At 72.7% G+C, this 24659-nt stretch carries 25 protein-coding genes; 15 read left to right on the forward strand and 10 right to left on the reverse strand.

Annotation, left to right across the window (positions count from 1 at the left end; translation table 11 throughout):
- Positions 1-84: 84 nt before the first annotated feature.
- The 4 genes from ACIGO6_RS28105 to ACIGO6_RS28120 form a co-directional block, all read right to left on the reverse strand.
- Positions 85-1173 (reverse strand): acyl-CoA dehydrogenase family protein, encoded by a 1089-nt coding sequence (locus tag ACIGO6_RS28105; protein WP_399881074.1) that lies wholly within the window; start codon positions 1171-1173, stop codon positions 85-87.
- Positions 1170-2351: an acyl-CoA dehydrogenase gene (locus tag ACIGO6_RS28110; protein ID WP_399881076.1), complete on the reverse strand. Its 1182-nt coding sequence runs from the start codon at positions 2349-2351 to the stop codon at positions 1170-1172. Before ACIGO6_RS28110 ends, ACIGO6_RS28105 begins: the two co-directional genes overlap by 4 nt.
- A complete protein-coding gene (locus tag ACIGO6_RS28115; RefSeq protein ID WP_399881078.1) occupies positions 2348-3328 on the reverse strand; it encodes an NADPH:quinone oxidoreductase family protein in 981 nt (326 codons plus the stop codon). The genes ACIGO6_RS28110 and ACIGO6_RS28115 overlap by 4 nt, the downstream gene beginning before the upstream one ends.
- Positions 3329-3418: 90 nt before the next feature.
- On the reverse strand, positions 3419-3994 hold the full coding sequence (locus ACIGO6_RS28120) for a helix-turn-helix domain-containing protein (protein ID WP_399881080.1): 576 nt from the start codon (positions 3992-3994) through the stop codon (positions 3419-3421).
- A gap of 152 nt (positions 3995-4146) precedes the next feature.
- On the opposite strand from ACIGO6_RS28120, the gene ACIGO6_RS28125 reads away from it, so the two are divergent.
- The 7 genes from ACIGO6_RS28125 to ACIGO6_RS28155 all read left to right on the forward strand — a co-directional run bounded on the left by ACIGO6_RS28125 (position 4147) and on the right by ACIGO6_RS28155 (position 10821).
- Positions 4147-5115: an NAD(P)/FAD-dependent oxidoreductase gene (locus ACIGO6_RS28125; protein ID WP_399881370.1), complete on the forward strand. Its 969-nt coding sequence runs from the start codon at positions 4147-4149 to the stop codon at positions 5113-5115.
- A gap of 97 nt (positions 5116-5212) precedes the next feature.
- Complete coding sequence (locus ACIGO6_RS28130) at positions 5213-6751, forward strand: ATP-dependent DNA ligase (RefSeq protein WP_399881082.1); 1539 nt, start codon at positions 5213-5215, stop codon at positions 6749-6751.
- Positions 6748-7215 carry an NUDIX domain-containing protein gene (locus tag ACIGO6_RS28135; protein ID WP_399881084.1) on the forward strand — a complete coding sequence of 156 codons (468 nt, stop codon included), beginning with the start codon at positions 6748-6750 and terminating at the stop codon, positions 7213-7215. Before ACIGO6_RS28130 ends, ACIGO6_RS28135 begins: the two co-directional genes overlap by 4 nt.
- 109 nt (positions 7216-7324) lie before the next feature.
- Positions 7325-8710, forward strand: coding sequence for an NADP-dependent succinic semialdehyde dehydrogenase (locus ACIGO6_RS28140; protein WP_399881086.1), 1386 nt, complete (start codon positions 7325-7327; stop codon positions 8708-8710).
- A 25-nt stretch (positions 8711-8735) separates the two neighbouring features.
- Positions 8736-8972: a DUF6213 family protein gene (locus ACIGO6_RS28145; protein ID WP_399881088.1), complete on the forward strand. Its 237-nt coding sequence runs from the start codon at positions 8736-8738 to the stop codon at positions 8970-8972.
- 160 nt (positions 8973-9132) lie between these two features.
- Positions 9133-10209, forward strand: coding sequence for a type III polyketide synthase (locus ACIGO6_RS28150; protein ID WP_399881090.1), 1077 nt, complete (start codon positions 9133-9135; stop codon positions 10207-10209).
- Between the two features lie 90 nt (positions 10210-10299).
- Entirely contained in the window at positions 10300-10821 is a 522-nt protein-coding gene (locus ACIGO6_RS28155; protein ID WP_399881092.1) for a cupin domain-containing protein, read from the forward strand.
- On the opposite strand, the gene ACIGO6_RS28160 is transcribed toward ACIGO6_RS28155, so the two are convergent.
- Positions 10818-12080, reverse strand: coding sequence for an acyl-CoA dehydrogenase family protein (locus ACIGO6_RS28160; protein WP_399881094.1), 1263 nt, complete (start codon positions 12078-12080; stop codon positions 10818-10820). The genes ACIGO6_RS28155 and ACIGO6_RS28160 overlap by 4 nt on opposite strands.
- 169 nt (positions 12081-12249) lie before the next feature.
- Here ACIGO6_RS28160 and ACIGO6_RS28165 point away from each other — a divergent pair, with 169 nt between their 5' ends.
- Positions 12250-12906, forward strand: coding sequence for a TetR family transcriptional regulator (locus tag ACIGO6_RS28165; RefSeq protein WP_399881096.1), 657 nt, complete (start codon positions 12250-12252; stop codon positions 12904-12906).
- A gap of 24 nt (positions 12907-12930) precedes the next feature.
- Here the strand turns inward: ACIGO6_RS28165 and def are convergent, their stop codons facing one another.
- On the reverse strand, positions 12931-13470 hold the full coding sequence (gene def, locus ACIGO6_RS28170; RefSeq protein WP_399881098.1) for a peptide deformylase: 540 nt from the start codon (positions 13468-13470) through the stop codon (positions 12931-12933).
- Between the two features lie 179 nt (positions 13471-13649).
- Here def and ACIGO6_RS28175 point away from each other — a divergent pair, with 179 nt between their 5' ends.
- The 6 genes from ACIGO6_RS28175 (at position 13650) to ACIGO6_RS28200 (ending at position 19902) form a co-directional block, all read left to right on the forward strand.
- Complete coding sequence (locus ACIGO6_RS28175) at positions 13650-14888, forward strand: MurT ligase domain-containing protein (protein ID WP_399881100.1); 1239 nt, start codon at positions 13650-13652, stop codon at positions 14886-14888.
- A gap of 23 nt (positions 14889-14911) precedes the next feature.
- A complete protein-coding gene (locus ACIGO6_RS28180) occupies positions 14912-15640 on the forward strand; it encodes a type 1 glutamine amidotransferase (RefSeq protein ID WP_019327484.1) in 729 nt (242 codons plus the stop codon).
- 166 nt (positions 15641-15806) lie between these two features.
- Complete coding sequence (locus tag ACIGO6_RS28185; protein WP_399881102.1) at positions 15807-16832, forward strand: 6-phosphofructokinase; 1026 nt, start codon at positions 15807-15809, stop codon at positions 16830-16832.
- 200 nt (positions 16833-17032) lie between these two features.
- Complete coding sequence (locus tag ACIGO6_RS28190) at positions 17033-17983, forward strand: cytochrome c oxidase assembly protein (RefSeq protein ID WP_399881104.1); 951 nt, start codon at positions 17033-17035, stop codon at positions 17981-17983.
- 58 nt (positions 17984-18041) lie between these two features.
- The gene (locus tag ACIGO6_RS28195) at positions 18042-19718 is read left to right on the forward strand and encodes a septum formation family protein (protein WP_399881106.1); all 1677 of its coding nucleotides are present in this window, start codon (positions 18042-18044) and stop codon (positions 19716-19718) included.
- A gap of 13 nt (positions 19719-19731) precedes the next feature.
- Positions 19732-19902, forward strand: coding sequence for a hypothetical protein (locus tag ACIGO6_RS28200; RefSeq protein ID WP_399881108.1), 171 nt, complete (start codon positions 19732-19734; stop codon positions 19900-19902).
- A gap of 24 nt (positions 19903-19926) precedes the next feature.
- On the opposite strand, the gene ACIGO6_RS28205 is transcribed toward ACIGO6_RS28200, so the two are convergent.
- The 4 genes from ACIGO6_RS28205 to ACIGO6_RS28220 are packed head-to-tail and all read right to left on the reverse strand — an operon-like array spanning position 19927 to position 24036.
- A complete protein-coding gene (locus ACIGO6_RS28205; RefSeq protein WP_399881372.1) occupies positions 19927-21132 on the reverse strand; it encodes a sensor histidine kinase in 1206 nt (401 codons plus the stop codon).
- Positions 21133-21140: 8 nt separating this feature from the next.
- A complete protein-coding gene (locus ACIGO6_RS28210; RefSeq protein ID WP_399881110.1) occupies positions 21141-22886 on the reverse strand; it encodes a cation acetate symporter in 1746 nt (581 codons plus the stop codon).
- A 28-nt stretch (positions 22887-22914) separates the two neighbouring features.
- Positions 22915-23274, reverse strand: coding sequence for a hypothetical protein (locus ACIGO6_RS28215; protein ID WP_399881112.1), 360 nt, complete (start codon positions 23272-23274; stop codon positions 22915-22917).
- A 3-nt stretch (positions 23275-23277) separates the two neighbouring features.
- Positions 23278-24036, reverse strand: a complete 759-nt coding sequence (locus ACIGO6_RS28220) for a LytR/AlgR family response regulator transcription factor (RefSeq protein ID WP_399881114.1) — start codon at positions 24034-24036, stop codon at positions 23278-23280.
- A 77-nt stretch (positions 24037-24113) separates the two neighbouring features.
- On the opposite strand from ACIGO6_RS28220, the gene ACIGO6_RS28225 reads away from it, so the two are divergent.
- Positions 24114-24617: an Lrp/AsnC family transcriptional regulator gene (locus ACIGO6_RS28225; RefSeq protein WP_399881116.1), complete on the forward strand. Its 504-nt coding sequence runs from the start codon at positions 24114-24116 to the stop codon at positions 24615-24617.
- Positions 24618-24659 lie beyond the last annotated feature (42 nt).

A 24659-nucleotide genomic window follows, 5' to 3' on the forward strand; every position in this document is an offset into this window, starting at 1 on the left:
TGCGCCTTCGCCGGAGCGGGCGCGCGGAAAGTGCCCGCCCCCGAGGGTACGGGCACTTCACGGACGGCCGGCGGTGAACCGACGTCAGGGTGCGCGCAGGTCGACCAGTTCGGCCAGCGCCTGTCGGTGGGTGCCCGCCGAGCCGTAGGCGATCGAGTCGGCCTTGGCCCGCTTGAGGTACAGGTGGACCGGATGCTCCCACGTCATGCCGAGGCCGCCGTGCAGTTGCAGCGCCTCCTCGGCGGCGTGGACGGCCACCCGGGCCGCGTACGCCTGGGCCACGGCGACGGCCACGTCGGTGTCGGCGCCGGTCGCCAGCGCGTCGGCCGCGTTGCGGGCGGCGGCGCGCAGGCCCGCGACCTGGAGCCACAGGTGGGCGAGCCGGTGCTTGAGCGCCTGGAACCCGCCGACCTGCCGGTTGAACTGCTTGCGTTCCTTGAGGTAGGTGACCGTGTCGGTCAACAGCCGGTCGGCGAGGCCCAGCTGCTCGGAGGCGAGCAGTCCGGCACCGGCCCGCAGGGCGCGTCGTACGGCGGGTTCCGCGTCCCCCAGCCGGCGCCCGGACACACCGTGGAGGGTCACGCGTGCCACCGGCCGGGTGAGGTCCAGGGACACCTGCGGGGTGACGGTCACGTCGGCGGTGCCGACGGCGTACAGTCCCCCGTCGTCCGCGGGCACGAGCAGCACGTCGGCGACGGCCGCGTCGGCGACACCGGTCAACTCCCCGTGCAGCGCGCCGTTCTCGAGGCGGGCCCGCGGGACGTCGCCGCCCGGTCCGACGTGCAGTCCGACGGCCAGGACGGCGACGGACGTGGCGGACGCCAGCTCGGTGAGCAGGTCGTCGGCCCCGCAGGCCAGCAGCGCCTCGGTGGCGACCACGGCACTCGTCAGATACGGCACCGGTGCGACCGCGCGGCCCAACTCCTCCAGGACCACGGCGGTTTCCCGGTGGGTGGCGCCCTGACCGCCCAGTTCCTCGGGGATCAGCAGGCCCGCGAGGCCCATGGAGTCGGAGAGCGCCTTCCACAGGGACACGTCGTGCGCGGTGGCCGATTCGGTGCGGGTGATCACGGCCGCCGGGTCGCAGTGGTCGGTGAGCAGGTCCCGGACGGCGGCGCGCAGCGCCTCTTCCTCCTCCGAGTAGAGCAGAGCGGGTTCCGGCTGTGCGCTCATCGGGCGAGGTCCTTCCAGGCGACGTCCTTGTCGGTGCGCGGCTCGGCGGGCAGGCCCAGGACGCGCTCGGCGACGATGTTCAGCAGGACCTCGCTGGTCCCGCCCTCGATGCTGTTGCCCTTGGAGCGCAGGTAGCGGTACCCGGCCTCGCGGCCGGTGAAGTCGACCTGCTCGGGTCGGCGCATGGTCCAGTCGTCGTACAGCAGGCCTTCCTCACCCAGGAGTTCGACCTCCAGGCCGCTGATCTCCTGGTTGAGGCGGGCGAAGTTCAGCTTCATCCCGGCGCCCTCGGGACCGGGCTGGCCGGCCACCAGCTGCTGGCGCAGGCGTACGCCGGTGAGGCGGGCGACCTCGGCCTCGACCCACAGGCCCAGCAGTCGCTGGTGCAGGTCGTGGGTGCGCAGGTCGGGGCGTTCCCGCCAGGTCGCGGCGGCCTTGCCGATCATGCCGCCCTCGCGGGGGATCGGGGTGCCGCCGATGGCGACGCGCTCGTTGTTCAGCGTGGTCTGCGCGACCCGCCAGCCGTCACCGATCTCGCCGAGGCGCCGGGAGTCGGGGATGCGGACGTCGGTGAGGAAGACCTCGTTGAACTCGGCCTCACCGGTGATCTGGCGCAGCGGCCGGACCTCGACGCCGGGGTCGGTCATGTCGCAGAGGAAGTACGTGATGCCCCGGTGCTTGGGCACGTCCGGGTCGGTGCGGGCGATGAGGATGGCCCAGCGGGCGAGGTGCGCGCTGGAGGTCCACACCTTCTGTCCGTTGACGATCCAGTCGTCGCCGGAGCGCACCGCCCGGGTACCGAGCGCGGCGAGGTCGGACCCGGCGCCCGGCTCGCTGAACAGCTGGCACCAGACCTCCTCGCCCGTCCACAGCGGGCGCAGCAGCCGGCGCTTCTGCTCCTCGGTGCCGTAGTGCAGGATCGTCGGCGCGGCCATTCCGAGGCCGATGCCGATGCGGCGGGGGTCGTTGTCGGGGGCGCCCGCCGCCTCCAGCTCTGCGTCCACGACGGCCTGGAGGGAGCGGGGGGCGGCGAGTCCGCCGAGGCCCTCCGGATAGTGCACCCAGGCGAGTCCGGCGTCGAAGCGGGCCCTCAGGAAGTCGAGGCGGTCGGTGGTCGCCGGTGGATGGGCCGCCAGCAACTCCTTGGTACGGGTCCGCAGTTCCGCTGCGTCGGTCATGCGGCGGCTCCTTTCTCCAGGTTCTCCGGGACGACGGCCACCCGGCCGGTCGTCCTGCCGTCGGCCACCCGCTGCACGGCGTCCGCGGCCCCGCCGAGCGGTACCCGTTCGCTCACCAGCGGCTTGATCGCGCCCCGCGCGGCCAGCTCGGTGAGCTGCTCGTGGCAGTGCTGGACGAGCCCCGGGTTCTTGGTGTTGTACAGGCCCCAGTGCAGGCCGAGGATCGCGTAGTTCTTCACCAGGGCGTGGTTGAGCGCCGGGCTGGGGATGGTGCCGCTCGCGAAGCCGACGACGACGATCCGGCCCTCGAAGGCGACGACCTTGGCGGACTGGGCGTAGGCCTGGCCGCCCACCGGGTCGTAGATCACGTCGACGCCCCGGCCGCCGGTGGCCTCCTTGACGGCCGCGACGACGTCCTCGGCGCGCCGGTCGACGACCAGGTCGCAGCCCAGCTCGCGGGCGACGGCCGCCTTCTCGGGGCCGCCGACGACACCGATGACGGTGGCGCCGGCGGCCTTGCCGAGCTGCACGGCCGCGCTGCCGACCCCTCCGGCGGCGGCGTGGACGAGCAGCGTCTCCCCCGCCTCCAGCCGGGCCCGGCGGTGCAGGCCGAACCAGCCGGTCTGGTAGCCGATGTGCAGGGCGGCGGCCTCGGCGTCGTCCAGGGCGTCCGGCGCGGGCAGCAGGGCGCGGGCGTCCGCGACGGCGTACTCGGCGAAGCCGCCGTGCGGCAGCACGGGGTTGGCGATGACGCGGCGCCCGTCCTCGGTCTCGCCGCAGATCTCCACACCCGGCGTGAACGGCAGCGGCGGCCTGACCTGGTACTGCCCCCGGCACAGCAGGGCGTCCGGGAAGTTGATGTTCGCGGCGCGGACCCTCAGCAGGACCTGGCCGTCGCCGGGTGTGGGCGGCGCCACGTCCGCGAGGCGCATCACCTCGCCCGGCTCGCCGTTCTCGTGCACCTGCCATGCCTGCATGCGGGGCCTCCACCGACTTCGTCCGACCGGGTCTCCCGCATACTAAGCGGTCGCTTGCCGATCAGGGAACAGCTTCCACGCGGTCGTCCGTCACGACCGGGCGGTGGGCCGCGCCCGTACGTGCATCCGCTCGCCCTGGGGCCCGAACAGGCTGAGGAACTCCACCGGACCCTCCCCCGTCGACCCGAACCAGTGCGGCACCCGCGTGTCGAACTCGGCGGCCTCCCCGGCCGACAGCACGACGTCGTGGTCGCCGAGCACGAGGCGCAGCCGGCCGGACAGGACGTAGAGCCACTCGTACCCCTCGTGGGTGCGCGGGTCCGGCTCCTCCTTCCGCCGGGGCTCCAGCACCTTGAAGGCCTGGAGTCCGCCCGGCTGGCGGGTCAGGGGCCAGTGGGTGCGGCCGTGGCGCACGATCGGCTCGGACCGCACCCGGGGGTCGCCGACCGGCGGGGCGCCGACCAGCTCGTCCAGCGGCACCTGGTGGGCCTGGGCGATCGGCAGCAGCAGTTCGAGGCTCGGTTTGCGCAGCCCCGACTCCAGCCGCGAGAGGGTGCTCACCGAGATGCCGGTCGTCTCGGACAGGGCCGCCAGGGTCACCTCCCGCTCCTTGCGGACCTGGCGGAGCCTCGGCCCGACACCGGCGAGAACGTCGTCTGCAGTCATGCGGATATTGCAGAACCGGCAAACACATTTGTCAATCCCGTGGATCCCGGGCGACCTTTGCCGTGGAGGTGGTCACCATGACCCAGAGCACGATGACCCAGAGCACGATGACCCAGAGCACGATGACCCAGAGCACGATGCCCCAGAGCACGATGACCCAGAGCACCATGCCCCGGAGCGAGGACCCGGCCCTGACCGGGACGTACGACGTGATCGTGGTCGGTGGCGGCGCGGCCGGGCTGTCCGCCGCACTCGTCCTGGGCCGCTCACGGCGGCGCACCCTGGTCGTCGACGCCGGTGAGCCGCGCAACGCGCCCTCGGACCACATGCAGGGGTACCTGACCCGGGACGGCATGCCGCCGGCCGAGTTCCTGGCGCTGGGCCGGGAGGAGATCGCGCGGTACGGCGTGGAGCTCGTCCGCGACCGGGTGGTGGACGTGTCCCGGGGCGAGGACTTCGCCGTGGAGCTGGCCGGCGGACGGATCGCGCACGCCCGCCGGCTGATCGTCACCACCGGGCTCGAGGACGAGCTGCCGACGGTGCCCGGCGTGGCCGAACGGTTCGGCCGGGACGTGCTGCACTGCCCGTTCTGCCACGGCTGGGAGGTGCGGGACGAGCGCTTCGGCGTACTCGCCACCAGCCCGATGAGCGTGCACCAGGCGCTGATGGTGTCCGGCTGGTCGGACGACGTGACCCTCTTCCTGCACACGGTCGCCGAGCCGGAGCTGTCCGACGACGACCTGCGCCGGCTCGCCGCGGCCCGGGTCAAGGTGGTGCCGGGCGAGGTCGCCGGGCTGCGGGTCGAGGACGACCGGCTCACCGGGGTGCGACTGGCCGACGGCTCGACGCACGACCGCTCGGTGCTCTTCGTCGCCCCGCGCGCCGTACCGCAGACCGGCCTGATGGAGCGGCTGGGTGCCGAACTGCAGGAGACCCCGTTCGGCGCCTACCCCGTGGTCGACCCGACGGGCCGGACCACCGTGCCCGGGGTGTGGACCGCCGGCAACGCGATGGGCTTCGCCGAGCAGGTCGTCCACGCGGCGAGCGGCGGCTACCGCGCGGCGGCGGCGATCGTCGGCGACCTGATCATGTCGGACCTGGACGCGACCGTCACCGGCTGAACGAACGCGCCGCACGCCGCACGCCGCCCGCCACCGGGAGAGGACGGGACGGTCGTCCGAGGGTGTACACCCGCCCTCCCCGGTGCACCCTGACTGCATGCTGCTTGCCCGGTTGGCCCAGGTGTCCCGGGAGGTCGCCGCCACCTCGGCGCGGTCCCGGAAGACCGCCCTGCTCGCGGAGTTGTTCCGGGAGGCGGAGGCGGAGGACGTGCCGGTCGTCATCCCGTACCTGGCGGGGCGGCTCCCCCAGGGCCGGATCGGCGTCGGCTGGAAGGTGCTGGGCCGGCGGGTCGAACCGGCCGCCGCACCGACCCTGACCGTGCGCGAGGTGGACGCCCTGATCACGCGGCTCGGCGCGGTCTCCGGCGCCGGTGCGCAGGCCGAGCGCACCCGCCTGGTCGGCGAGCTGATGGGCGCGGCCACCGAGGACGAGCAGCGCTTCCTGGTCGGGCTGCTCACCGGCGAGGTCCGGCAGGGCGCCCTGGACGCGGTCGCCGTCGAGGGCCTGGCCGCGGCGACCGGGGCGCCGTCGGCGGACGTACGGCGCGCGGTGATGCTCGCGGGCTCCCTGCAGACGGTGGCCGAGGCCCTGCTCGCCGAAGGGCCCGGCGCCCTGGACCGCTTCCGGCTCACCGTCGGCCGCCCCGTCCTGCCGATGCTGGCGCACAGCGCCTCCTCGGTCTCCGAGGCGGTCGGCAAGCTGGGCGCCTCGGCCGTGGAGGAGAAGCTGGACGGCATCCGCGTCCAGGTGCACCGGGTGGCGGACACCGTGCGCGTCTACACCCGCACCCTGGACGACATCACCGACCGGCTCCCCGAGGTGACCGCGACAGCCCTCGCACTGCCGGGCGAGCGGTTCATCCTGGACGGCGAGGCGATCTCCCTCGACGGGAGTGGACGCCCCCGTTCGTTCCAGGAGACCGCCGGGCGGGTCGGTTCCCGCACGGACGTGGCCACGGCCGCGCGGGCGGTGCCCGTCTCCGTGGTGTTCTTCGACGCGCTGTCCGTCAACGGCCGCGACCTGCTCGACCTGCCGCTGACCGAGCGGCACGCGGAGCTGGCCCGTCTGGTCCCGGAGCCGACGCGGGTGCGGCGCACGCTGGTACGGGGGCCCGAGGAGATCCCGGCCGCGGAGGAGTTCCTCGCCGCGACCCTCGCACGCGGCCACGAGGGCGTCGTCGTCAAGGCGGTCGACGCCGCCTACAGCGCGGGCCGGCGCGGCGCGTCCTGGCTGAAGGTCAAGCCCGTGCACACCCTCGACCTGGTCGTCCTGGCCGCCGAGTGGGGCCACGGCCGCCGCACCGGCAAGCTCTCCAACCTCCACCTGGGCGCCCGCACCGCCGACGGCTCCTTCGCCATGCTCGGCAAGACCTTCAAGGGCATGACCGACGCGCTGCTGACCTGGCAGACCGAGCGCCTCCGACAGCTGGCCGTCGAGGAACACGCCTGGGGCGTGACCGTACGCCCCGAACTCGTCGTCGAGATCGCCTACGACGGCCTCCAGCGCTCCACCCGCTACCCGGCCGGCGTCACCCTCCGCTTCGCCCGTGTGATCCGCTACCGCGACGACAAGCGCCCCGAGGAGGCGGACACGGTGGAGACGCTGCTCGCCGCGCACCCCGGAGTGGCCCCGTGAGACGCAGCGCGGGCCTGCTCCTGCACCGCCCCACCGCCCACGGCCGGCAGGTGCTGCTCGGCCACATGGGCGGCCCCTTCCACGCCCGCCGCGACGCCGGGTCGTGGACGATCCCGAAAGGCGAGTACGACCCCGCCGAACCGGCCTGGGACGCGGCCCGGCGGGAGTTCGAGGAGGAGCTGGGGCTGCCGCCGCCCGACGGCGAGGCCGTCCCGCTCGGCGAGGTCCGCCAGTCCGGCGGCAAGGTCGTCACGGCCTGGGCGATCGAGGCCGACCTCGATCCGGCGACGGTCGTCCCCGGCACGTTCCGCATGGAGTGGCCGCCGCGGTCGGGCCGGATCGAGGAGTTCCCGGAGCTGGACCGGGTGGCGTGGTTCACGGTGGACCGGGCGCGCGCGGTGATCGTGAAGGCCCAGGCGACGTTTCTCGACCGACTGGCTGAGCACCCGCACGGCGAGAACTGACGAGAACCGACCGGACGAGTCCGCGTTACCGACCAGACGAGTCCGCGTTGCGGCACCCCCTGCCGCGCGCCAAGGTCGAAACACGAGTCTGCACCCAGGGAGGTCGGCCATGCCCATCGCGACGGTGAACCCGGCGAACGGCGAGACGCTCAGGACGTACGAGGCCATGGGCGAGGAGGAGATCGAGCGCCGGCTCCAGCTCGCCGAGGCCACCTTCCGCACGTACCGGACGACGGCCTTCGACGAGCGGGCCGGGCTCATGCACCGTGCCGCCGACCTGCTGGAGGCGGACCAGGAGGAGATCGGCAAGGTCATCACCACCGAGATGGGCAAGCCGGTCAAGCAGGCCCGCGCCGAGGCCGCCAAGTGCGCCAGGGCGATGCGCTGGTACGCCGACCACGCGGCCGCCCTGCTCGCCGACGAGGAGCCCGCCGACTCCGACGTGAAGGACTCCGGCGCCTCCCGCGCGCTGGTCCGCTACCGGCCGCTCGGTCCCGTACTCGCGGTGATGCCCTGGAACTTCCCGCTCTGGCAGGTGATCCGCTTCGCGGCGCCCGCGCTGATGGCAGGCAACGTCGGGCTGCTCAAGCACGCCTCGAACGTGCCGCAGACCGCCCTGTACCTGGAGGACCTGTTCCACCGGGCGGGCTTCCCCGAGGGCTGCTTCCAGACCCTGCTCATCGGCTCGGCCGCCGTCGACGACATCCTGCGCGACGAGCGCGTGCGGGCCGCCACCCTCACCGGCAGCGAGCCGGCCGGCCGCGCGGTCGCCTCCACCGCCGGCGAGATGGTCAAGAAGACGGTGCTGGAGCTGGGCGGCAGCGACCCGTTCGTCGTCATGCCGTCCGCCGACATCGACCGGGCCGCCCGGGTCGCGGTGAACGCGCGCACGCAGAACGCCGGTCAGTCGTGCATCGCCGCCAAGCGGTTCATCGTGCACACGGACGTGTACGACGCCTTCGTCGAGCGCTTCACCGAGGGCATGAAGGCACTGCGGGTCGGCGACCCGATGGACGAGGAGACGGAGGTCGGCCCGCTCTCCAGCGAGCAGGGGGTGGACGACCTCGTCTCCTTGGTCGACGACGCGGTGCGCGGCGGAGCGACGGTGCTGTGCGGCGGCGAACGCCCCGAGGGACCCGGCTGGTACTACCCGCCGACCGTGCTGGCCGACGTCACCCGCCGGATGCGCATCCACCGTGAGGAGGCCTTCGGCCCGGTCGCCACGCTGTACCGTGCGGCCGACCTGGACGAGGCGGTGCTGATCGCCAACGACACGGACTTCGGCCTCAGTTCGAACGTCTGGACGCGTGACGACGCCGATGTGGACCGTTTCGTACGGGATCTGGAGGCGGGCGGTGTGTACGTCAACGGCATGACGGCGTCGCATCCGGCGTTCCCGTTCGGCGGCGTCAAGCGGTCGGGCTACGGGCGTGAGCTGTCCGGGCACGGAATCCGCGAGTTCTGCAACATCACCACCGTGTGGCACGGGGCGTGAGCCTTCCGCGACTACGATCGCCCCTGTGAACCGCGAAGTGACCCTGCCTCTGATCGTCGACGACCGCGGCACCCTCCAGGTCGCCGCGTCCGACGTGAGCAAGCTGCTGCGCACGGTGGGCGGGCGATGGCTGCGGCTGGTCGAGGCCGGCGAGGAGAGCCTGGACGAGGACACCGTCGCGGCCCTGACCATCGAGCTCGCCAAGCTGGCCGACCGGATCGACGTGGCCTGCATCGCCCACAGCAGCGACCGGTCCACCTGACGCGACCTACACCTGCCGTCGGGGACTTTCACTGAGATGGAGTACCCCCGCGAGAGATCGCGGGCCCGGTGAGTGACCGTGGAGGAGCACCCCCAATGGGTGCACCACTTTCCGACCGGGTGGCGCAAGCCTTCCCGCGAGGCGAAAGCAGGTACGGTTCATGGCGACATTGTGCAGACCCTCGGTGTCCGTGCCCGAGCACGTGATCACGATGGAGCAGACGCTGGAGCTGGCTCGCGAGCGTCACAACGACCATCCCCAACTGGCGCTGGCCCTCCGGCTGATAGAGAACACCGGAGTGCGCACGAGGCACATCGTGCAGCCCATCGAGGAGACTCTGAAGCACCCCGGGTTCGAGGACCGCAACAGGCTGTACGAGCGCGAGGCGAAGGCCCGCGTCCCGGCCGTGGTCCAACGGGCGCTCGACGACGCGGAACTGCTCGCCACCGACATCGACGTCATCATCTACGTCTCGTGCACGGGCTTCATGATGCCCTCGCTCACGGCGTGGCTGATCAACGAGATGGGCTTCGACAGCACCACGCGGCAGATTCCCATCGCCCAGCTGGGCTGCGCGGCCGGCGGTGCGGGGATCAACCGGGCGCACGACTTCTGCAGCGCCTACCCCGAGGCCAACGCGCTGATAGTGGCCTGCGAGTTCTGCTCGCTGTGCTACCAGCCCACCGACGTCGGCATCGGCACCCTGCTCTCCAACGGCCTCTTCGGCGACGGCGTCGCCGCCGCGGTGGTCCGCGGACGGGGCGGCACCGGTGTCCGACTGGAGCGCAACGGCTCGTACCTGATCCCCAAGACCGAAGAGTGGATCATGTACGACGTGAAGGCGACCGGCTTCCACTTCCTGCTGGACAAGCGGGTGCCGGCCACCATGGAACCGCTCGCGCCGGCGCTGCAGGAGCTGGCGCGGACCCACGGCTGGGACGCCTCCGACCTGGACTTCTACATCGTCCACGCGGGCGGCCCCAGGATCCTGGACGACCTCAGCACGTTCCTGCAGGTCGACCCGCACGCGTTCCGGTTCAGCCGGGCCACCCTCACCGAGTACGGCAACATCGCCAGCGCCGTCGTCCTGGACGCACTGCGCAGGCTCTTCGACGAGGGCGGCGTCGAAGACCGGGCGCGCGGGCTGCTGGCCGGTTTCGGCCCCGGCATCACCGCGGAGATGTCCCTGGGCCGCTGGCAGACGGCGGACGACCTGCAGGGCGTGAGGCAGGCGTGAGTGCCGAAGCGACGTCCCGGACCGCACCGCCGGTCCGGGACCGGCCCGCCCTCGCCCTGCCCGCCCTGCCCGGCACGGGGTGAGCGGGCCATGACGGAGACGGAGGGGCTGCTGGTGCCGCCGGGTCACGGGCGGGTCGTCCAGGCGCCCGCCCAGCACGTGACCTTCAAGGTGACCGGTTCGCACTCGCGCATGGCCTCCACCTTCGAGGTGATCGTGCCGCCGGGCTTCGACGTCGGCGCCCATGTGCACACCCGCAGCGAGGAGCTGTTCTACGTGCTCGAAGGCGAGCTGGACGTGCTCGCCTTCGAGCCGAGGGTCCGCACCCCCGACAACTGGCAGAAGTGGGAGTCGACTTCGGGCAACCAGGTGGTCCGCGCCACGCCGGGCACGGTCATCGTCGTACCCCCCGGCTGCCCCCACGCGTTCGCGAACCCGACGGGCGAACCCGCCAAGATGTTCTTCCAGGCGAGCCCGCCCCCGGACCACGAGCGCTACTTCGAGGAACTCCTCGAGATCCTCGCCGACGGTGGCCCTCCGGACCACGAGGCGATCGAGGCACTGAGGGCCAAGTACGACATCGAGCAGCTGACGCCGCTCAGGCATCGCTAACGGATCGGCATCCCCGCCAGGGTCCGGGCGATCACCAGGCGCTGGATCTCGCTCGTCCCCTCGAAGATCGTGTAGATCGCGGAGTCCCGGTGCATCCGCTCCACCGGGTACTCCCGCGTGTACCCGTTGCCGCCCAGGATCTGGACCGCCTGGGCGGTCACCTTCTTCGCCGTCTCACTCGCGAACAGCTTGGACATCGACCCCTCGGCGGCGGTGAACGGCTTGCCGTTGATCGCCATCCAGGAGGCCCGCCACACCAGCAGCCGCGCCGCGTCGATGGACGTGCGCATGTCCGCGAGCTGGAAGGCGACGCCCTGGTTGTCGATGATCGGGCGGCCGAACTGCTCACGCGTCTGGGCGTACTCCAGCGCCACCTCGTACGCGGCACGGGCGGTGCCCACCGCCATGGCGCCGACCGCCGGGCGCGAGGCCTCGAAGGTGGCCATCGCCGCGTTCTTCACGCTCCCCCACTCTCGGCTTCGCTCGAGCGGGGGGACCCCCATGCCGCCCTTCTTCGCCTTCTCCCGGGCGCGGGCCAGGCGCGCGTCCAGCTTCTCCTTGCCGCCGAGCAGGCAGGAGCCGGGGACGCGCACGTTGTCGAGGATCACCTCGGCGGTGTGCGAGGCGCGGATGCCGTGCTTCTTGAACTTCTGGCCCTGGGACAGTCCGGCGGTGCCCGGCGGGACGATGAACGACGCGTGGCCCTTGGAGCCCAGCTCCGGGTCGACGACCGCGACGACGACGTGGACATTGGCGATGCCGCCGTTGGTGGCCCAGGTCTTGGTGCCGTTGAGCACCCACTCGTCCTTGGCCTCGTCGTACACGGCACGGGTGCGCATGGAAGCCACGTCGGAGCCGGCGTCCGGCTCGGAGGAGCAGAAGGCGGCGACCTTGACATCGTTGGCGTCGCCGTACATCTGGGGGATCCAGGTGCCGATCTGCTCCTCGGTGCCGTTGGCGAGGACGCCGACGGCGGCGAGGCCGGTGCCCACGATGGACAGGGCGATGCCGGCGTCGCCCCAGAACAGCTCCTCCATCGCCATGGGGATGCCGAGGCCGGTGGGGTCGAAGTACTGCTGGGCGTAGAAGTCGAGGGAGTAGATGCCGACCTTGGCGGCCTCCTGGATGACCGGCCAGGGAGTCTCCTCACGCTCGTCCCATTCGGCGGCCGCGGGACGGATGACGTCGGCCGCGAAGCCGTGCAGCCAGTCCCGGACCTCCTTCTGTTCGTCGTTGAGCTCCATGGTGAACTCGGCCATGTCCCCTCCAGTGACGCACCTGCGTGTTACTTGCGGTAACCGCAGTCTGTTACCGGTGGGTAGGAAAAGTCAACTCCCGAGGACGCGTCGCCCTCCCGTTCGATGTCCGGCGCCCGACGGGTGTTAGTTTGCGCAGGCGTCACCGAACCAGCACGGGTGGGGAGAGCTCATGGACACCACGCAGCGGACCGATCAGCAGCGGTCCGCCGACCGCAGACGGCGCGAGCTGCTGGAGGCCGCCGACCGGGTGGTGCTGCGCGACGGCCCACAGGCCTCGATGAACGCCATCGCCGCCGAGGCCGGCATCACCAAACCGATCCTCTACCGTCACTTCGGCGACAAGGGCGGACTGTACGCCGCCCTCGCCCAGCGGCACACGGACGCCCTCCTCGCCTCGCTGCGGGCCGCCCTCGACGCTCCGGCGGACCGCCGTGAGCGCGTCGAGTCCACCCTGGACACCTATCTGGCGGCCATCGAGGCACGCCCGCAGGTGTACCGCTTCCTGATGCACCCGGCGGAGGGCACCACCACGCCGGGCGACCAGGCCGAGCAGGGCTTCGACGTCGGCAAGCACTCGGCGCCGCTGCTGCGCCGGATGGGCGAGGAACTGGGCACGGTCATCGAGGAGCGCCTCGACATGGGACCGGGCAGCCGGCAGCTGGCCCGGGTCTGGGGGCACGGCATCGTCGGCATGATGCACGCCGCCGGGGACTGGTGGCTCGGCGAACGCCCGTGCTCCCGGGCGGAGTTGGTCCGCAGCCTGGCCGACCTGCTGTGGGGACGGCTGGCCGAGGCCGGGGACAAGGTCGGCGGGCCCGGCTTCTGACGGCCAGGACGTACTCAGCGCGTACTAACGGCTCCAGGCCGCCCTGCCGGCCTGGCGGAGCACCCTCCGCCTGCGCCACCCCGTGAGGCGATCGACGTAGATCCCACCCTCGAGATGATCGCACTCGTGCTGAAGGCACCGGGCGAAGAACCCCGATCCCCGCACGGTGACCGGCTCCCCGGTCACCGTGAAGCCGGTGACGACCGCCTCGTCGTGGCGCTCGGTCCCGGCCTCCAGCCCCGGCAGCGACAGACAGCCCTCCGGCCCGCGCACCACCACCCCGCCGGTCTCGACCAGCCGCGGGTTCACCACATGGCCGAGGTGGCGCTCGTCCTCGTCGTCCGGGCAGTCGTACACGAAGACGCGCAGCGCCTCGCCGACCTGGTTCGCGGCCAGGCCGACGCCGCGGGCGGCGTACATCGTCGCGAACAAGTCCTCGACGAGGGCGGCGAGTTCCGGACCGAAGTCGGTCACCTCCGCGCAGGGGGTGTGCAGGACGGGGTCACCGAGGAGGGTGAGGGGACGGACGCGCCCGTGGGCGCCCGGGATGGAGCCGTGTCGCATGGCGGCAAGAGTAAGGTCCGTGTGTCTCCCGGCGGTCCGCGCCCATCGCCGGGGCCGCGTGGCCGGTGCCGCGATTCGGGAGTGCGAATGGATCTCGATAGGCTGAGGTCCACACCACGTGGCCGTCAGGCTTCACAGGCTTCAGGCGCGGCGCGTACGGCAAGGAGGATCGAGAACTGATGGCAGGCAACTCGGACCCGCTCACGCCGCGGGCCAAGATCGCCGTGACCGCGGGCAAGGCGGTCGCGGCGGCATCGCGCGCCGCGGGGCGCGGCAGCGGTTCGGTGATCGGCGGCCGGGTCGCGTTGAAGCTCGACCCCGACCTCCTCGGCCGGCTCGCCCAGCACCTGGATGTGACGCTGGTCTCGGCGACCAACGGCAAGACCACCACCACCCGGCTCATCGCCGAGGCGCTCAAGGCGGCCGGCCCGGTCGTCTCCAACGCGCTCGGCGCCAACATGCCGGCCGGCATCACCTCGGCCCTCGCCGGCGGTTCGGACGCCCGGTACGGGGTCATCGAAGTCGACGAGAAGTACCTCGTCGGCGTCGCCCAGGCCACCGAGCCGAAGTGCATCGCCCTGCTCAACCTCTCCCGCGACCAGCTCGACCGCGCCGCCGAGACCCGGATGCTCGCCGAGAACTGGCGCGAGGGCCTGGCCGGCTCCAAGGCCGTGGTCGTCGCCAACGCCGACGACCCGCTCGTGGTGTGGGCCGCGTCCTCCTCCCCCAACGTGATCTGGGTCGCCGCCGGGCAGATGTGGAAGGACGACGCCTGGTCCTGCCCGTCCTGCGGCGGCGTCATGCAGCGCCCGGGCGACGACTGGTTCTGCGGCGAGTGCGGCTTCCGCCGCCCGACGCCGAGCTGGGCCCTGTCCGGCGACCACGTCCTCGACCCGCACGGCTCGGCCTGGCCGATCCACCTCCAGCTGCCGGGCCGCGCCAACAAGGCCAACGCCGCCTCCTCGGCCGCCGTCGCCGCCGTCTTCGGGGTGCCGCCGCAGGTCGCCCTGGAGCGCATGTACCAGGTGCAGGCGGTCGCCGGGCGCTACGACGTCGTCCAGTTCCAGGGCCGCGACCTGCGCCTGCTGCTCGCCAAGAACCCGGCGGGCTGGCTGGAGACCTTCTCCCTGATCGACCCGCCGCCGGCCCCGGTGATCCTCTCGGTGAACGCGCGCGGCGCCGACGGCACCGACACCTCCTGGCTGTGGGACGTGGACTACACCCGGCTGACCGGCCACCCGATCTGCGTGATCGGCGACCGCAAGCTGGACCTCGCGGTGCGCCTGGAGGTCGCGAACCAGCAGTTCCAGGTGTGCGAGGACCTCGACCAGGCGGTGCAGCTGTGCCCGCCGGGACGCATCGAGGTCATCGCGAACTACACCGCCTTCCAGGACCTGCGCCGCCGCGTCGGCAACTGACCGCGAGATTTCAGGGGACTTTCGTGAGCGACAACCAACTGCGGATCGTCTGGATCTACCCGGACCTGCTCAGCACCTACGGCGACCAGGGCAACGCCCTGGTCGTGGAGCGCCGGGCGCGGCAGCGGGGCCTCGACGTGGCCCGGCTCGACGTGCGCAGCGACCAGCCGATCCCGACCTCGGGCGACATCTACCTGATCGGCGGCGGCGAGGACCGCCCGCAGCGGCTCGCGGCCGAGCGGCTGCGCCGCGACGGCGGTCTGCACCGGGCGGTGGAGAACGGCGCGATCGTCTTCTCCGTCTGCGCCGGCTACCAGATCCTGGGCCACGAGTTCATCAACGACCTGGGTCAGCGCGAGCCGGGCCTCGGCCTGCTCGACGTGGTCTCGACCCGTGGAGAGGGCGCCCGGTGCGTCGGCGACGTCCTCGGCGACATCGACCCGCGCCTGGGCCTGCCGCCACTGACCGGCTTCGAGAACCACCAGGGCGTCACCCACCTCGGCCCCACCGCCCGCCCGCTGGCCCAGGTCCGCTTCGGCAACGGAAACGGCACCGGGGACGGCACGGAGGGCGCGTACAACGACACGGTCTTCGGCACGTACATGCACGGCCCGGTGCTGGCGCGCAACCCGCAGATCGCGGACCTGCTGCTGAAGCTGGCCCTCGACGTGAACGCGCTGCCGCCGACCGACGACCGGTGGTACGAGGCGCTCCGCAACGAGCGCATCGCGGCCGCGCAGCAGCCTGCCTGACCTTCGTGGGGCGGGCCCGTCTGATGCGTCATCCGCACAGGTGAGCGGGCACGTCCAGTAGGCGGACGCACGGTTCGGTCCCGCCCCCCGATGCCGCTAGGGTGGCGGAGATCGAGCCGGACAGCGCGGTCCGGACCCGTGCCACGTTGAGAAGGTTTTTCGGGCTATGCGCATTGGTGTCCTCACGTCCGGCGGCGACTGCCCCGGCCTGAACGCCGTCATCCGGTCCGTCGTACACCGCGCCGTCGTCGACCACGGCGACGAGGTCATCGGCTTCCGGGACGGCTGGAAGGGCCTCCTGGAGTGCGACTACCTCAAGCTCGACCTCGACGCGGTGGGCGGCATACTCGCCCGCGGCGGCACCATCCTCGGCTCCTCCCGGGTCCGTCCCGAGCATCTGCGGGACGGCGTGGAGCGCGCCCGCGGCCACGTCGCGGAACTCGGCCTGGACGCGATCATCCCGATCGGCGGCGAGGGCACGCTCAAGGCGGCCCGGCTGCTGTCCGACAACGGCCTGCCGATCGTGGGCGTACCGAAGACCATCGACAACGACATAGCGGTCACCGACGTCACCTTCGGCTTCGACACCGCCGTGACCGTCGCCACGGAGGCGCTGGACCGGCTGAAGACCACCGCGGAGTCCCACCAGCGGGTGCTCATCGTCGAGGTCATGGGCCGTCACACCGGCTGGATCGCGCTGCACTCGGGCATGGCGGCCGGCGCCCACGCCGTCGTCGTCCCGGAGCGGCCCTTCGACATCGACGAGCTGACCGCCAAGGTCGGCGAGCGGTTCTCGGCGGGCAAGCGGTTCGCCATCGTGGTGGCCGCGGAGGGTGCCAAGCCGAAGCCCGGCACCATGGACTTCGACGAGGGCGGCAAGGACGTCTACGGCCACGAGCGCTTCGCCGGGATCGCCCGCCAGCTCTCGATCGAGCTGGAGGAGCGGCTCGGCAAGGAGGCCCGGCCGGTGATCCTCGGGCACGTGCAGCGGGGCGGGACGCCGACGGCGTACGACCGGGTGCTGGCGACGCGGTTCGGGTGGCACGCGGTGGAGGCGGTGCACCGGGGTGAGTTCGGGATGATGACGGCCCTGCGCGGGACGGACATCCGGATGGTGCCGCTCGCGGAGGCGGTGGAGTCGTTGAAGACGGTGCCGAGTGCGCGGTACGCGGAGGCGGAGTGCGTGCTCTGAATGTTCAGGGCCGCTGAGAGCTCGGGTCCACTGGTGCGTCGCGGGCTGCGGGTTGTTTGTGGTTGATCGCGCAGTTCCCCGCGCCCCTTTGGGGCGCTTCACCCGCCCCCGGTCGCAAGTGTGGCCGGGGGCGGTTCTAGGCTTGCTTCGGACAAGCGGCGTTCAACCGCGCTCAACCCCCACGAAACAGGAGCCGGCGGATGGATCACAGCGGGCACGGCATGACGATGGATCTGCCGCCGTTCACGCTGGGGCGAGGTCTCGCGTGGTCGGCGGACCCCTTCTTTCTGATCGCCTGCCTCCTGGGACTGGCGCTGTACGGCTGGGGCGTCGTCCGGCTCACCCGGCGTGGTGACAAGTGGCCGGTGGGCCGGACCGTGTCGTTCGTCGCCGGTGTGCTGAGCGTCGGGCTGATGATGTGCACCAAGCTCAACGACTACGGCATGGTCATGTTCAGCGTGCACATGGTGCAGCACATGATCATCAGCATGGTGTCGCCGATCCTGCTGCTGCTCGGCGCGCCGATCACCCTGACCCTGCGCGCGCTGCCCACGGCGGGCCGTGGCCGCAAGGGCCCCCGCGAGCTGCTGCTGATGCTGCTGCACAGCCGGTACATGCGGATCATCACGCACCCCGCGTTCACCATCCCGCTGTTCATCGCGAGCCTGTACGCGCTGTACTTCACGCCCCTCTTCGACTTCCTGATGGGCTCCAAGGTCGGGCACATCGGGATGATGGTGCACTTCCTCGCCGTCGGACTGGTGTTCTTCTGGCCGATCATGGGCGTGGACCCGGGCCCGCACCGGCCGGGCTACGTGATGCGGATGCTGGAGCTGTTCGCGGGCATGCCGTTCCACGCGTTCTTCGGCATCGCACTGATGATGGCCTCCTCGCCGATGGTCGAGACGTTCCAGAACCCGTCCGCCTCGCTCGGCATCGACGCGCTCTCCGACCAGAACGCGGCCGGCGGCATCGCCTGGGCCTTCAGCGAGGTCCCGTCCGTGCTCGTCCTGCTCGCGCTGCTGTTCCAGTGGTACGCCTCCGAAGAGCGGCAGGCGCGGCGCTCCGACCGGGCCGCCGACCGCAACGGCGACAAGGAACTTGAGGCATACAACGCCTATCTGGCCTCACTGAACACACGCGGCGGCTGAACGGCGGCACCGTTCAGTAGCATGTGGCGCGTTGGGGGAACCGCCCGGGGGGAGCGGTATGGCGCATCACGCGTTTTCAGTGGGCCGGGTCATCGCCGGCCGCTACCTGCTGCTGCGGCCGCTCGGCCACGGCGGGGCGGGCCGGGTGTGGCTCGCCCACGATCAGGGGCTGGGGCGTGAGGTCTCGCTGAAGACCGTCCGCACCGGCACCCGGAACCTGCCGCGGCCGGGCGTCCGTCCGCACCGGGTGACCGTGTACGACGTGGTGCGGCACGAGGGCGCGCCGTGGATCGTCATGGAGTACGTGGCGGGCGCCGTGGACCTGCGGGAGCTGGTGGCCCGGCACGGCCCGGCGGCCCCTGCCGACTGCGCCCGGATCGGGCTCGCCGTGCTCGACGCGTGGACCTCCGGGCCGGAGCGGGGCGTGGAGCCGGCCGACATCCTGCTGGCGCCGGACCGCGCGGGCGCGCCGTACGGCCGGATCCTGCTCACGGGCGACGGCACCGCCGGTCCGGCGGACGACGACGGGCTGTACGCGCTGGGCCGCACGCTCCACTACGCCGTCGAGGGCCGCGTTCCCCTCGACCGGGGGTCGGCCACGGCGGGGACGAAGACGCCGCGCCCGCCCGTGCGGGCCGGTGCGCTGGGGCCCCTGCTGGACAGGCTCCTCGCCGCGGACCCCGCACTGCGGGGCACGGTGGCGGAGGCCGAGGCGGAACTGGCGTGGATCGTCACGCCGCAGAGCGAGACGTACGTCCGGCCGCGGACCGACCCCGGTTCGCAGCCGCCGTGGGCCGCGGGGGCCGGGCCGGTGGCCCGCCCGGTCGTCCCCGCCGGCCGACGGGCCGCCGCCCGGGTCACCCCCGCCTCCGCCAGCTCCTCCGCCCCTGCCGCCTCCGTCCCGGCCGGGCACCGGAGGGCGCGCCCGCGGGCCCTGCGGGCCGCCTTCGCCGGCGGGCTCGGTCTGATCCTCGCCCTCGGCGGCGTCTGGTACGCCGTGGGCGACCGGGCCGCCGACGCGACCGGGGCGCCGTACGGCGCCGCCGTGGGGCTCGCGGCGCCGCTGGAGGACGGGGACTGCGTGCGCGCCCACTGGCCCGGTGGCGCCCGGTTCACGGGGACACCGCGCCTGACCGTGGCGCCGGCCTGTCGGGGCGGGGCGTCCGACGGGCAGGTGATGGCGTTCGTGCCCGCCACCTCCGCCGAGGAGGCGCGCGCGCTGGGGCCCGGTCGGTGCGAGGCGCGGACGCAGGAGGTCCGGGACCGGCTGGCCGGCGTGCGCAGCCTGGCCGTCGTGCCCGCCGCCGGTGGATTCGACACCGCCGGGCGGCGCACGGCCTGCCTGGTGCTGGGCGCGCACGGGCCGCTGCACGGACCGCTCGGCCGGCATCGCGAGCCCGGGTCGGTGTTCGCCGACACCGCGACCATGCAGCGCCGGGACTGTCTCGACGTGCGCTCCGCACGGGAGGTCCGGCTCGTGTCCTGCGCCGGTCGACACGACGAACAGGTGCTCGGTTTCGCCCGGCTGGCGCCCGACGTCACGCTCGCCGAGGCACCGGCCGCGGCGGACGCCGCGTGCGCGCGGGAGCTCCCGCCGCGCGACTACGGGTTCGATCCCTCCCTGTACGAGTCCGGGTCCCGGACCGCCGCGGGGGCCTGGAAATCCGGCTCACATCTGGTCGTCTGCACCGTACGGAGGCAGAACGGGGGCACCATGGAGGGGAACGGACCATGAGGAGGGTGTTGCGATGCCCGGTTCCACGGACAGTTCCACGAAGACGATGGGGGCGCTCACCATCGGCGGCCTGGTCGCGGTGACGGCCTACACGGTGGCGCTCGGAAGCAACGGCTGGCTGTGGTTCGGCTGGGTCGTGCTGGGCCTGATCACCCTGGGACTGGTGACCACGCGCAGGGCCTGAGCCCGGGGCGGGGCACCCGACGACTCACTCGCGGCCGAGCCGGCCCGCCGAGTGCACGCCCGGCTGGTACTTCGGCAGCCGGACCGTGATTTTCATGCCCGCGCCGACGGCCGTCTCGATGACGAGGCCGTGGTCGTCTCCGTAGACCTGGCGGAGCCGGTCGTCGACGTTGGACAGCCCGATGCCGCCCGACGGGCTGACCTCGCGCGCCAGGATGCGGCGGAGCAGGCCGGGGTCCATACCGGCGCCGTCGTCCTCGATGACGACCAGGGCCTCGGCCCCCGCGTCCTGCGCGGTGATCTGGATGCGGCAGCGGTCGGCCTTGCCCTCCAGGCCGTGCTTGACCGCGTTCTCGACCAGCGGCTGGAGGCAGAGGAAGGGCAGGGCGACCGGCAGCACCTCGGGGGCGACCTGGAGGGTGACGGCGAGGCGGTCGCCGAAGCGGGCCCGCACCAGGGCCAGGTAGTGGTCGATGGCGTGGAGCTCGTCGGCGAGGGTGGTGAAGTCGCCGTGCCGGCGGAACGAGTAGCGGGTGAAGTCGGCGAACTCCAGCAGCAGCTCGCGGGCGCGCTCGGGGTCGGTGCGCACGAAGGACGCGATGACCGCGAGCGAGTTGAAGATGAAGTGGGGGGAGATCTGGGCGCGCAGGGCCTTGATCTCGGCCTCGATGAGCCGGGTGCGGGACTGGTCGAGGTCGGCCAGCTCCAGCTGGACGGAGACCCAGCGGGCGACCTCGCCGGCCGCCCGGACCAGGACGGCGGACTCGCGGGGCGCGCAGGCGACGAGGGCACCGTGGACCCGGTCGTCGACGGTGAGCGGGGCGACGACCGCCCAGCGCACCGCGCAGTCGGGGGTGTCGCAGGTGAGCGGGAAGGCCTCGCCGCGGCCGGTCTCCAGGGGGCCGGCGAGGCGTTCCATGATCTCGGTGCGGTGATGGGCGCCGACGCCGTCCCAGACCAGGACTTCCTTGAGGTCGGTCAGGCACAGCGCGTCCGTGCCGAGCAGGGAGCGCAGCTTGCGGGCGGACTTGCCGGCCGTCTCCTCGGTCAGGCCGGCCCGCAGCGGGGGTGTGGCGAGGGAGGCGGTGTGCAGGGTCTGGAAGGTGGCGTGCTCGACCGGGGTGCCGAGCCCGCCCAGGTTCTGCGGGCGGGCCGTGCGGCGCCCCAGCCAGAAGCCCGCGGCCAGCAGGGGCAGCACGGCGACGGCCAGACCGGCCAGGAAACCGCTCACGGAGCCGCTCACGGGGTCACCTCCTTGCGCAGTTCGTCCCCGCGCAGTTCGTCCGCGTGCAGCTCCTCCGGCAGGTGGAAGCGGGCGAGGATCGCCGCCGTCCCGGCCGGCACCCGCGCCGGCGTGGCCAGCGAGACCAGCACCATGGTGAGGAAGCCCAGCGGCACCGACCACAGCGCGGGCCAGGCCAGCAGCGCGTGCAGCGCACCGCCGCCGCCCGGGAAGCCGCCCATGGTGGCGGCGACGGCGAGCAGCGCTGAGCCGCCGCCCACCAGCATCCCGGCCGCCGCGCCGGGCGGGGTCAGCCGCCGCCACCAGATGCCGAGGACCAGCAGCGGGCAGAAGGAGGAGGCGGACACGGCGAAGGCGAGGCCGACCGCGTCGGCGACCGGCAGCCCGCCGACCAGCGCGCTCGCCGCCAGCGGCACCGCCATCGCGAGGACCGTGCCGAGCCGGAAGTGCGGCACGCCGCGGGACGGCAGGACGTCCTGGGTGAGGACGCCCGCGATCGCCATGGTCAGCCCCGACGCGGTGGACAGGAACGCGGCGAAGGCACCGCCCGCGACCAGCGCGCCGAGCAGGTCGCCGCCCACTCCCCCGATGACACGGTCGGGCAGCAGCAGGACGGCGGCGTCCGCGTCGCCGGTGAGGGTGAGCTCGGGGGCGTAGAGGCGGCCGAGGGCGCCGTAGACGGGCGGCAGCAGGTAGAAGGCGCCGATCAGGCCGAGGACGGCGACGGTGGTGCGGCGGGCGGCGACGCCGTGCGGGCTGGTGTAGAAGCGGACGACGACGTGCGGCAGGCCCATGGTGCCGAGGAAGGTGGCGAGGATCAGGCCGTACGTGGCGTACAGCGGGCGTTCGGTGCGGCTCTCGGCCCGCGACGGCGACAGGGCGTCGTCGGCGCCGTGGCCGGCGGCCGGGACGGCGGTGCCCTCGGCGAAGGTGAGGCGGGTGCCGGCCTCGATGCGATGGGTACCGGTGGGCAGGGCCATGCGGGTGCCGTCGTGGGCGCGACCGTCCACGGTGCCGTCGACGGTCACGGTGAGCGGCGTCTCGAGCTTGAGGGTGAGGGTGTCGTCGATCCGGACGGAGCGCTGCTCGCGGAAGGTGGCGGGTTCCTCGAAGGGGCGGCCGGGGGCGCCGTCGCCCTGCCAGGCCAGCACCAGGAAGAGGGCGGGGACGAGCAGGGCGGTGAGCTTCAGCCAGTACTGGAAGGCCTGGACGAAGGTGATGCTGCGCATGCCGCCGGCGGCCACGATCGCGGTCACGACGACGGCGACGATCACCCCGCCGAGCCAGTCGGGAGCGCCGCTCAGCACGGTCAGGGTCAGTCCGGCGCCCTGGAGCTGGGGCAGCAGGTACAGCCAGCCGACGCCCACGACGAAGGCGCCCGCCAGCCGCCGTACCCCCTGGGAGGCGAGCCGCGCCTCGGCGAAGTCGGGCAGCGTGTAGGCGCCGGAGCGGCGCAGCGGGGCGGCGACGAAGAGCAGTAGGACCAGGTAGCCGGCGGTGTAGCCGACCGGGTACCAGAGCATGTCGGGGCCCTGGACGAGGACCAGGCCGGCGATGCCCAGGAAGGAAGCGGCGGAGAGGTACTCGCCGCTGATGGCGGCGGCGTTGAGGCGTGGGCCGACGGTGCGGGAGGCCACGTAGAAGTCGGAGGTGGTGCGGGAGATGCGCAGGCCGAAGGCGCCGACGAGGACGGTCGCCACGACGACCAGGGCGACGGCGGGTATGGCGTAGCTGGAGTTCATGGTGCCCTCACGGCCTCGTCCGGCAGGGTCATCGGTCCTCGACGAGGCGCACGAAGTCGCGTTCGTTGCGCTCGGCGCGGCGCACGTACCAGCGGGCGAGCAGGACGAGCGGGGCGTACAGGCCGAAGCCGAGGACGGCCCATTCCAGGCGGCGGGCGTCGGGCATCGCCGCGAACAGCAGCGGCAGCGGCGCGACGAGGAGCCCGAGGACCGCGAAGGCGGCGAGCCCGGCGCGCAGCTGGCTGCGCATCAGGGAGCGGACGTAGGTGTGGCCGAGGGTGGTCTGCTCGTCGATCTCGGTGCGCGGGCGGTAGTAGCCCGAGGCCCGTTTGGTGCGCCTGGGCGGGCCGGTGACGGTGACGCGGCGTTCGGTGGGGTCCTGGGGCACTTCTCACGGCCTCCGCATGAGCAGGTCCCGCAGCTCGCGGGCGTGGCGCCGGCTGACCTGGAGTTCCTCGGTGCCGACCAGGACGCTGACGGTGCCCGCGTCCAGGCGGAGTTCGCCGATGTGGCGCAGGGCGACGAGGTGGCGGCGGTGGATGCGGACGAAGCCGCGGGCGCGCCAGCGTTCCTCCAGGGTGGACAGGGGGATGCGGACGAGGTGGCTGCCCTTGTCGGTGTGCAGGCGGGCGTAGTCGCCCTGGGCCTCGACGTGGGTGATGTCGTCGACGGGGACGAAGCGGGTGACGCCGCCGAGTTCGACGGTGATGTGGTCGGGGTCGGGTTCGTGCACGGGGATGCGCGGCGAAGGGAGCGTCGCGGCGCGCTGTTCGACGGCGCGGCGGACCGCTTCGGCGAGGCGTTCCCTGCGGACGGGTTTGAGGACGTAGTCGACGGCGTCGAGGTCGAAGGCCTGGACGGCGAAGTCCTCGTGCGCGGTGACGAAGACGACCAGCGGCGGGCGGGCGAACCCGGTCAGCAGCCGGGCGAGGTCCAGTCCGTCGAGGCCGGGCATCTGGATGTCGAGGAAGACGACGTCGATGGCGTCCGGCCCGTCGGGGCCCGACTCCAGGGCGCGGTTGATGCGGCGCAGGGCCTCGGTCGCGTCGTTCGCGCCCTCCGCCGTGCCGATCCGGGGATCGGCGTTCAGGAGGTACACGAGTTCCTCGAGCGTGGGGCGTTCGTCGTCGACAGCCAGGGCGCGCAGCATGAGGCTGGAGTGTAGGAGCAATCCGTACCCCTGCACACGTGCCCGACGTGGACGTATCCGCTGGATACAGTGCCCGCATGAACAGCAGGCCCGCCTCTTTCGACGAACTCGACCGGAAGATCGTCACCGCGCTGATGGCGAACGCCAGGGCGTCCTTCGCCGAGATCGGCGCGGCGGTCGGGTTGTCGTCCACGGCGGTCAAGCGCCGGGTGGACCGGCTGCGCGAGACCGGCGTGATCACCGGCTTCACGGCGACCGTGCGGCCCTCCGCGCTGGGCTGGCGGACCGAGGCGTACGTGGAGGTGTACTGCGAGGGGGCGGCCCCGCCGAGGCGGCTCGCGGAGGCCGTGCGTGCCTATCCGGAGATCACGGCGGCGATGACGGTGACCGGCGGGGCGGATGCGCTGCTGCATGTGCGGGCGCGGGACGTGGAGCACTTCGAGGAGGTGCTGGAGCGGATCCGTGCCGAGCCGTTCATCCGGAAGACGATCAGTGTGATGGTGCTGTCCCATCTGATCCCGGACAGTCCGGAGGCAGGAACCGGCCTGCTCGCTCCGGAGGGCGCAGCGGACCTGCGCTGAGTCGGCGCACAACGCAGCGATCCTGCGGGAACACGCAGCTTT

The organism is Streptomyces sp. NPDC053750 (assembly GCF_044544295.1).
In the GTDB taxonomy this organism is placed as follows: Bacteria; Actinomycetota; Actinomycetes; order Streptomycetales; family Streptomycetaceae; genus Streptomyces.